Origin of the sequence: Mesorhizobium sp. M7A.F.Ca.MR.176.00.0.0, assembly GCF_004023165.1 — a bacterium.
In the GTDB taxonomy this organism is placed as follows: domain Bacteria; phylum Pseudomonadota; class Alphaproteobacteria; order Rhizobiales; family Rhizobiaceae; genus Mesorhizobium.
In genome coordinates, this window is record NZ_RZTC01000157.1 from 1 (window position 1) to 9,365 (window position 9,365).

The 9,365-nt window shown below is 63.3% G+C and carries 9 protein-coding genes; 6 read left to right on the forward strand and 3 right to left on the reverse strand.

The features are described 5' to 3' along the window. Window positions 1-92 precede the first annotated feature (92 nt). A complete protein-coding gene (locus EOB59_RS31430; RefSeq protein WP_128290050.1) occupies window positions 93-968 on the forward strand; it encodes a CoA ester lyase in 876 nt (291 codons plus the stop codon). A gap of 50 nt (window positions 969-1,018) precedes the next feature. Beyond that, window positions 1,019-1,225, forward strand: coding sequence for a DUF1737 domain-containing protein (locus EOB59_RS31435; protein ID WP_127261267.1), 207 nt, complete (start codon window positions 1,019-1,021; stop codon window positions 1,223-1,225). Here EOB59_RS31435 and EOB59_RS31440 read toward each other — a convergent pair. Next, a complete protein-coding gene (locus EOB59_RS31440) occupies window positions 1,212-1,898 on the reverse strand; it encodes a hypothetical protein (RefSeq protein WP_206622085.1) in 687 nt (228 codons plus the stop codon). The two genes, EOB59_RS31435 and EOB59_RS31440, sit on opposite strands and share 14 nt — an antisense overlap. 171 nt (window positions 1,899-2,069) lie before the next feature. Between EOB59_RS31440 and EOB59_RS31445 the strand changes: the two genes are divergently transcribed. Then, entirely contained in the window at window positions 2,070-2,756 is a 687-nt protein-coding gene (locus EOB59_RS31445; protein ID WP_128290051.1) for a TetR/AcrR family transcriptional regulator, read from the forward strand. 92 nt (window positions 2,757-2,848) lie between these two features. Here the strand turns inward: EOB59_RS31445 and EOB59_RS31450 are convergent, their stop codons facing one another. Continuing rightward, the gene (locus EOB59_RS31450; protein ID WP_128290052.1) at window positions 2,849-3,130 is read right to left on the reverse strand and encodes an XRE family transcriptional regulator; all 282 of its coding nucleotides are present in this window, start codon (window positions 3,128-3,130) and stop codon (window positions 2,849-2,851) included. A 248-nt stretch (window positions 3,131-3,378) separates the two neighbouring features. Further along, the gene (locus EOB59_RS31455) at window positions 3,379-3,801 is read right to left on the reverse strand and encodes a metallopeptidase family protein (protein WP_128290053.1); all 423 of its coding nucleotides are present in this window, start codon (window positions 3,799-3,801) and stop codon (window positions 3,379-3,381) included. A 182-nt stretch (window positions 3,802-3,983) separates the two neighbouring features. On the opposite strand from EOB59_RS31455, the gene EOB59_RS31460 reads away from it, so the two are divergent. The 3 genes from EOB59_RS31460 to EOB59_RS31470 form a co-directional block, all read left to right on the forward strand. Continuing rightward, window positions 3,984-5,006, forward strand: coding sequence for a hypothetical protein (locus EOB59_RS31460; protein WP_128290054.1), 1,023 nt, complete (start codon window positions 3,984-3,986; stop codon window positions 5,004-5,006). Continuing rightward, on the forward strand, window positions 4,948-6,423 hold the full coding sequence (locus tag EOB59_RS31465) for a DUF6504 family protein (RefSeq protein ID WP_128290055.1): 1,476 nt from the start codon (window positions 4,948-4,950) through the stop codon (window positions 6,421-6,423). Before EOB59_RS31460 ends, EOB59_RS31465 begins: the two co-directional genes overlap by 59 nt. Continuing rightward, window positions 6,420-9,365: error-prone DNA polymerase (locus EOB59_RS31470; RefSeq protein ID WP_245486841.1), on the forward strand; the 2,946-nt coding region annotated here is incomplete at its 3' end. The genes EOB59_RS31465 and EOB59_RS31470, both read left to right, overlap by 4 nt.

The window sequence follows — 9,365 nt, forward strand, 5'->3', positions numbered from 1 at the left end:
GCTGCTTCGCAGCGACCCTCCCCACAAGGGGGAGGGTGGGGTCACAGCCCTGCCCGCTTGCCTCACCCACCCACAAGCGGCATAGATCACCCATGGAAACCTATCGCCCGCGCCGCTCCGTGCTCTACATTCCGGCTTCCAACGACAAGGCGCTGGCCAAGATCGCGCAGCTTGCCTGCGATGCAGTCATCATCGACCTGGAGGATGCCGTCGCCCCGGCCGACAAGATCGGCGCTCGCGAAAAACTGGCCGGCATTTTCGCCAACCATATTGGCCGCCGCTGCGAGATGATCGTGCGCATCAATGCTCTGGGAACCGAATGGGGCGCCGACGATTTGCTGGCTGCCGCAGGCTGCGAGGCCGACGGCATCCTGTTGCCCAAGGTCGACACGCCGCGCGACCTGCTCGAGGCCGGCGATGTGCTTGACGACAATTTCGCTCCCGACAGCGTGAAACTATGGGCGATGATCGAGACGCCCAAGGCGCTGCTCAACATCGGCGCCATCGCCGAGCTTGGCCGCGATCCGGCCTCGCGGCTCAATTGTTTCGTTGCCGGAACGAATGATCTGGTCAAGGAGACCGGCATTCTGGCAACGCCTGACCGACGTTACCTCGTGCCATGGCTGATGCAAATGGTGCTGGCCGCGCGTGCCGGCGGCATCGACATGCTCGACGGCGTCTCCAACGATTTTCGCGACCTCGACGCTTTCACCCAGGAATGCGCGGAAGCCGCGGCCATGGGGTTCGACGGCAAGAGCCTCATCCACCCGGCCCAGATCGAAGCCGCCAACCGTGCCTTCGCACCGTCCGCGGAAGCGATGGCCGAGGCGCGCTCGGTGAAGGAAGCCTTCGCGCTCGCCGAGAATGCCGGCAAGGGCGTGATCGCGCTGAACGGCAGGATGGTCGAGCGGTTGCATCTGGCGCAGGCCGAAAAACTGCTGGCGAAGGCAGCCGCCATCGGGTCATAAGTGCTCGATCGATGCGGGCGGGCTATGGCTACTCACGACAGGACTGAACAATGAAACTCTACCGCTTTCTGTCCGCTCCGGACGATGCCAGCTTCTGCCACAAGGTGACGGCGGCGCTGAACAAGGGCTGGCACCTGTTCGGCTCGCCGACCTATGCCTACGACAAGAAGGCCAAAACGATGCGTTGCGGCCAGGCCGTGGTCAAGGATATCGACGGCCAGGAATACGGACCCGATACGAAGCTCAGCGACTGGTAGGCTCCGCTCGCATCCACAGCCAGCCGGCCAGCCAGGCGATCGCTGTCGCAAGCGTCACCAAACCCAGGTCAAGGGCCCACTCCGGCACGAACGCACGGAGCGCGATAGGCACCGCGCCAATGAGATAGAGGGCGAGTGGAATGCGCGGAACGCCTCTTGCAACCACAAGAGAGATTACAAACGCCAGCGTCCCAAGCAGAAAAAGGAACGAACTGACGACCAGAGCCAGTCCGAGAGGGCCGGCGCGCAGCTCGATGATGGTTGTCAGCGGAAGTTTCGAAAATACCAGATTGATCACCACTTCCACACCGACCAAACTTGCCAATGCAACGAAGTTGATGACAAACGCGCTGATGCCGAACAGGCCCGCGCGCCGGCCAAAAGCGAGAAACAGGCCGACGACAAGACCAAGCGCCAATATCTCGGCGACTGGCGCGAGAAGTTGTGTCAGATCGGTGGTCGCGATGAGCGCGCTGCGTTTGGCCGCGTTAACCACAAGAATAAGCGCGCTTCCCACCCCGGCGACGGCGGCAAGCCGATAAAGCGTGACGCTGGGCACAGCCGCGCTCGACTGGACAGTCGTGAGATTCTCCTTGTGCTGAGGTTCTTCGGCTGGACTCCTCAGCGAAATCAACGATTGCGGGCGGCGGGGTTCGGCGGTTCTGGCAGACATGTTCGTCTCCTCATTCTGGGAAACGGGGAGCCCGCGAAGACCGCAGGCCTGTTCCGGCCCCATCTGTAATCACTGCTTACATCCCCTTATCTGCATTGTAAACAGTGATTACATAAATCGCGGATCGTGCTACGGACGCGTGAAGCAGCTCTACGGAATGAAGGAAAAGAGATGGCAAAAGCCAAGACGCCTCACCGCACCGACTACCACCATGGCAATTTGCGGGACACGTTGATCGATGCTGCAATTCAACTTGTCGAGGAAGGCGGCCCCGACAATGTGAGCGTGCGCGAAGCCGCAAAGCGGGCCGGCGTTTCCCCCGGCGCCCCCTTCCGGCATTTTCAGTCGAAAACAGCGCTGCTGACCGCGGTCGCCGAACAGGCCATGAACCGGCTGACAGAGGCCGTTGCCAATGCACTTTCAGAAGTCGACAGCGCGGATCCCATCGTGGCCTTCGAAGCAATCGGACAAGGCTATCTGGAGTGGGCGATCGCCAATCCCACGCATTTCCAGATTATCAGTTCCCGAACGCTGATTGATTTCGACGCGTCGGACAGTCTTCGCGGTCAGAATGAGGCCATTCGCCGGAAGATGATCGACCTGCTGACTCAGGCGCAACACCAGGGTCGGCTGGCTGCGAACACGGACTTCGATCATCTGGTTCTTGCCGCTCGTGCCTTTGTCTATGGGTTGGCACGAATGGTGGTTGATGGTCATTTTCCGGAGTGGCATCCGTCCGAGCCGCCATCGCTCGCCGTGCGCAAGGCGCTGCATCTTTTTATCAGCCGAATGGCCAACGTATCTGAAGCGAGATCCCAAGAACCCTTGCCGCCGCTGAGTTCTGGACCGACTGGATAGGAATGGACAATTCACGTGACGCAGGAAGCAGGGTGCAAATGCCTACCTGCGGCTTAGTGCTCGCGGACAGTAGCGCCGCAACCCACCACTAATCAGGCAGCCTCGGCGATATCGAGGCGCACGGTAAGTCCGGCCCGTGCCGCAAGGTTGATCAACGTATCCAGGCTGAAATTCGCGATCCTGCCCCGGAGGAGGTCGCTAAGGCGCGGCTGCGTGATTCCGAGCCGCTCGGCTGCTTCGGCCTGGGTAGCGTTCCAACTCCGCACCCGCTGTTCAATCGCGATCAGCAAGTTGGAGCGCATGGTCATGTTGGCGGCCTCGGCCGGAGTATCTTCCAGCGCGTCCCACACATTTTCAAAGCTCTGACGTTCCATCGTCACGCCTCCCTTCGTCATTCTAGGGCGCAGCAGTCGCAAAGCGACTGCGGAGACCCTAGGATCCATGCCGTGACCTTCGCCGAGGGGCATAGCAGATCAGGATTAGAGCCTGTTTTCACCGAAACCTATTGTAAGCTTTCAGTACGGCACCGCCGGAGCACTGTACCAACATCACGGCATGGATCCTAGGGTCTGCGCGCGTCGCTCCGCTCCTTGCTCCGCCCTAGGATGACGAAGGTGCGGGGCTACTCCGCCGCCTCTTCGATCTTCTCCATATCATCGTCCGACAGCCCGAAATGGTGGCCGATCTCGTGGATCAGCAAGTGGGTGACGATGTCGCCCAGTGTCTCTTCGTTTTCGGACCAGTAGTCGAGGATGGCGCGGCGGTAGAGCGTGATGCGGTTCGGGCCTTCGCCGGTCTGCGGGTTCCAGCGCTCGGCGATGCCGCGTCCCTCGAACAGGCCGAGCAGGTCGAAGGGCGTTTCCAGCGACAGATCGTCCATGATCTCGTCGGTCGGGAACTCGGCGATCTGGATGACGATCTCGCCGGTCAGCTTGCGGAAATCCTCCGGCAGATGGGCGTACGCCTCCAGCGCCAGGAACTCCATTTCGTCCATCGAGGGCGAGAGTTCGTCGTGCCAGGTGCGGGTCTTGTAGATGCGGGCCATGCTTTGTCCTTTGATCCCGGCATATAGGCTTTCGCACCGGAATCGGCAAATGAACGGGCCGATGCGCCTGCGCCACCCATGCGGAGAGGAATAAATTCCCCATGACTCCGCTTGACTCTTCCGACGGCCTCTGGAATCTATAGGAACATAACAGGAACAATTGTGAGTGGAAGCTGACCGTCATGGCGATGACCGCCGTGGCGCGGGAGACTGTTTTTGCCCTGCGCCGCCAGATCGCGAAAATCGAGGGAACGCTGCCCGAGCGCTTGGCTGCGCCGGCTGCCGCGACCTTCGATGCTGACGTCAACACCGATCTCACAATCGTCAGGCGCGGCATTGCCGCGGCGTTGCCGGATGCGTTCCTGCCCATCGGCGTCGAGCGTCTTGATGCCGCCCTGAGTGGTGGTCTGCCGAAGGCCGCCCTGAGCGAAATCCATGGGCTGGAAACCCGCGATGCCGGGGCCGTCGCCGGCTTCGCTTTGTCGCTCATCAGCCTGATCCTCAAGCAAACGCCGGGATTGCCGGTGCTGTGGATCGGCACATCGGAGATTTTCCGCGAGGCGGGCTTTCCCTATGCCAGGGGGCTTCATGCCGCGTTCGGCATCGAGCCGGAGCAATTGCTGTTTTCCGAGGCGCCAAAGCTTGTCGATGCGCTGTGGGTCGCCGAGGAGGCGGCCCGGATGACGGCGCTCGCCGCCGTCATTCTGGAAATTCGCGGCAATCCGCAGCGGCTGAACCTGACCGCGACGCGCCGGCTGAATGCAAGGGCGCAAGGCGCCGGCCGGCCGGTGTTCCTGCTGCGGCAGGCGGCCGAGCCCGAGCCGACGGCGGCACCTGTTCGCCTGATTGTCACGTCGGCGCCGGCGGTGCCGCGCAACACCATTGCCGGGCCGCTCGCCGGCTCGATCGGCCGCCCGGCCTTTGCCCTCAACATCGGCAAAAGCCGCACGGCCCTGCCTGGACAATTCACACTGGAGTGGAACCCCGATGAACTCGCATTCGATGAAAGAACAGGCGGGGAAAGAGACCGGGCAAAGAATCCTGTCCCTGTGGTTTCCCTATCTGGCAGTGGAAAGGATCCTGCGGCAGCGTCTGGGGCGGTCCTGGCGTTCCCGGCCGTCGGATCACCCCTCTCACCCGCCGCTCGTGATCAGCCATCGAGACCGCAACGCGCAGCGCATCTCGGCCCTCGACGAGCGGGCTGAGGCCCTGCACCTGAAGCGCGACATGGGCATTGCCGATGCGCGCGCCATGCATCCGTCGATCGACGTTGTCGAGGCCGATCCGGAAGCCGACCGCCGCCTGCTCGAAGGCCTTGCCGACTGGTGCGACCGCTACACGCCGCTGGTGGCGCTGGACGGGGCGGACGGTCTGTTTCTCGACGTCACCGGCTGCACCCATCTGTTCGGCGGCGAACGCGCCATGCTGGACGAGATCCTGTCGCGCTTCTTCCATCAGGGTTTCGATGTCCGAGCCGGGCTTGCCGCGACGCCTGGCGCGGCCTGGGCGGCGGCACGCTTTTGCAGTGACCGCATCATTGTGTCAGGCGAGGAGGAAGCGCTGCTGGCACCCCTGCCGCTGGCCGCACTGCGCATCGAGCCGGCGACCCGCACCAGCCTGGAAAGCGTCGGCCTGCGCACGGCGGGCGCCGTCATGGCGGCACCGCGCGCGCCGCTCGCCCGCCGCTTTGGCGCCTTGCTGCTCCTGCGCCTCGACCAGGCGCTTGGCCGTCTCGACGAAGCGGTGTCGCCGCGCCTTCCCGTCGCGCCGCTTTCGGTCGAACGCCACCTCGCCGAACCCGTCACCCTGACCGAGGACATCGAACGGCTGGTGGGCATGCTGGCGGCGACCTTGAAAACCGATCTCGAACGCCGCGGCGAGGGTGCCAGGACGCTGGCGCTGCTGCTCTTCCGCGTCGACGGCGCCGTCAGCCGCATCGCCATCGGCACCTCGCGGCCGATGCGCGAACCCATGCTGATCCAGAAACTGTTCCATGAGAGGCTGGCCGCGCTCGAGCAGGATATCGATGCCGGCTATGGTTTCGATCTGGTGCGGCTCTCGGTGCTGGCGGCAGCCACCTTCGACATGCAGCAGGCCGATCTGACTGGCGAAACGACCGACGACGGTGCCGATATCGCGCTGTTCGCCGACCGCATCCGCGCCCGGCTCGGCGAGGGCGCGGTTCTCCGGCCGGTCGCGGTCGAGAGCCATCTGCCGGAGCGCGCCGTCGCCACGATCCCCTTCACCGAAGCGCCGCGCCGGACCACGCCGCCGAAAAAGCCCGGCAGGCTGCAGGCACCACAAACCATTTTTCCGCCGGAACGGCCAATCCGGCTGTTCCGCTCGCCCGAACCCATCGATGTGCCGGCCACTGAAATGCCGGAAGGACCACCGTTGAACTTCCGCTGGCGCCGCGCGCTCTACCGGGTCACGCGTGCCGAAGGGCCAGAACGCATCGCCGCCGAATGGTGGCGGGAAGCGCCAAGCGACGAGGCGGCATCGACGCGCGACTATTTCCGTATCGAGGACGCCGATGGTCGCCGCTATTGGCTCTACCGGCAAGGTCTTTATGGCAACACGCAGGTCCCGCCGCGCTGGTTCATGCATGGTGTCTTCGCATGAACGCGCTGACCGTCATCCCCTATGCCGAGTTCGGCATCCAGTCGAATTTCTCCTTCCTGCGCGGCGCCTCCAAGCCGGAGGAGCTGGTGGTCGCGGCCAAGCTCCTGGGCTTCTCCGCAATCGGACTTGCCGACCGCAACACAGTGGCCGGCGTGGTGCGCGCCTGGCAGCAGGCCAAGGTCGAGACGCTCTCCTATCACCCCGGCTGTCGGCTGGTTTTCGGCGACGGCACGCCGGACATCCTCGCCTATCCCCAGGACCGCAAGGGCTGGGGACATCTGTGCCGCATGCTTACCCAAGCCAATCTGCGCGACGAGAACGAAAAAGGCGCCACCCTTCTCCAGCGCGGCGACCTCCTCGAATGGGGTGACCTGATGTCGCTGGCGGTCCTGCCCGGTCTGTCGGCGGGCGCGGAAGATAGTCTTCCCCTGCTTCGAGACCTCAAAGGCCGCTTCGGCAGGAACCTGCGGCTTGGCGTTTCGCCCGACTACGCCGGCAATGACCGTTTCCGCATCGAGCAGGCCGCGGCGCTTGCCGAAAGCGTCGGTATTCCGCTGATGGCGACCAACGACGTTCTCTACCACACGGCCGAACGGCGCCCGCTGCAGGACGTGCTGACCGCGATCCGCCTCAACACGCCCGTCGCCGAGGTCGGGCTGCAACTCAGCGCCAATGCCGAGCGTCATCTGAAGCCGCCAATGGAGATGGCGCGCCTGTTCCGCAGGCATCCGCAAGCATTGGCCGAGACCTTGCGGTTTGCGGAAGAATTGACCTTTTCGTTGAGCGACCTTCAGTACAATTATCCGGACGAGCCGACGGAATCGGGTCTTGGCCCACAGGCTGAACTGGAGCGGCTGGCGCGGGAGGGAGCGGCCAACCGCTATCCGGCGGGTGTGCCGGATTCGGTGACCAGGCGCATCGAGGAAGAGCTCGCTTTGATCGAACGCCTCAACTATGCCCGCTATTTCCTGACTGTCTACGACATCGTCAAGTTCGCGCGCAGCAAGGATATTCTCTGCCAGGGACGTGGATCGGCCGCCAATTCGGTCGTCTGCTTCTGCATCGGCATCACCGAAGTAGGACCGGAAAAAATCGATTCGCTCTTCGAGCGCTTCATTTCCGAGGAGAGAAACGAGCCGCCGGATATCGACGTCGATTTCGAGCACGAAAAGCGCGAAACCGTAATCCAGTACATCTACGAGAAATACAGCGGCAAGCGCACGGCACTTGCGGCCGCCGTCATCAGCTATCGCGGCCGTTCGGCGCTGCGCGAAGTGTCGAAGGCGATGGGCCTGTCCGAGGATGTCAGGGCATCGCTTTCCGGCTCGATCTGGGGTTGGTCGACATCGGAGCTTGGCGAGAAGGAAGCCCGCGCCGGCGGCCTCGACCGCACCGATCCGGTGTCGAGGCACGTGATGGAGCGTGCCAATGAGATCATGGGCTTCCCCCGCCATCTGTCGCAGCATGTCGGCGGCTTCGTCATAACCAGGGACCGGCTCGACGAGATCGTGCCCATCGTCAAGACGGCGATGGACGAGCGCAAGATGGTCGAATGGGACAAGGACGATCTCGACGCGGTGAAGATCCTGAAAGTCGACGTGCTGGCGCTCGGCATGCTGACCTGCCTCCAGCGCGCCTTCACCTTGCTTACTGACCACTATCCAAAGGCGCGAGACAAATACGGCCGACCTTATGTGCTGGCCACCCTGCCGGCAGAAGACGCCCGGGTCTACGATATGATCTGCCGTGCCGACACATTGGGCGTCTTTCAGATTGAATCGCGTGCCCAGATGTCGATGCTGCCGCGCCTTGAGCCGAAAACCTTCTACGACCTCGTCATCGAGGTGGCGATCGTGCGGCCGGGCCCGATCCAGGGCGACATGGTCCACCCCTATCTGCGCCGCCGGCAAGGCAAGGAAAAACCCGAGTATCAAAAACCGGAGCTGGAGGCGATCCTCAGCAAGACACTAGGCGTACCGCTGTTCCAGGAGCAGGCGATGAATATCGCCATCGTCGCCGGCGGTTTCAAACCGGGCGAGGCCGATGAACTGCGCCGCGCCATGGCCACCTTCAAGCGCACCGGCACCATCGGCAATTACCGCGACCGTATGATCAATGGCATGGTCGGCAAGGGCTACACGAAGGACTTCGCCGAGCGCTGCTTCAAGCAGATCGAGGGCTTTGGCGAATATGGCTTTCCCGAAAGCCATGCCGCTTCCTTCGCCCTGCTCGTCTATGCCTCCTGCTGGTTCAAGACCTTCTATCCCGACGTGTTCTGCGCCGCGATCCTGAATTCGCAGCCGATGGGATTTTACCAGCCGGCCCAGCTCGTGCGCGACGCAAGCGACCATGGCGTCGACATTCGCGATGTCGACGTCAATTTTTCGATGTGGGATTGTACGCTGGAGAAAGCACCTTTCGATCCGGCCCGTATCCTCCCGCGCCATGCCGACATGCGCGGCGTCATCGAGACGAAGCATGCCGTCCGGCTCGGCTTCCGCCAGATCAAGGGCCTGTCGAAGGAGCGCATGGCGGCTTTCGTCGAACAGCGCGGCTCAGGCTACGTATCCGTCCGGGATGTCTGGTTGCGCTCCGGCCTCGATGTCGGCGAGATCGAGCGGTTGGCGCAGGCCGACGCCTTCCGTTCGCTCGGCCTTGATCGTCGCGAAGCCTTGTGGGCGGTGCGCGCACTCGACGGCAAGAGCGCCGCCGAAAGGCTGCCGCTGTTCGACCAGCCGGCGCTTCGCCTGCGCGAGCTGGAGCCCGAGACGAAGCTGCCGAAAATGCCGCTAGGCGAGCATGTCATCCATGATTACCGCGCGCTCGGCCTGTCGCTGAAGGCGCATCCGGTCGCCTTCCTGCGCGAGCGGCTCGACCGCGCCGGCGTCATCCCCAATGCGAACCTGCCTTCCGTGCGCGACGGCAGGCGCGTCTCCGTCGCC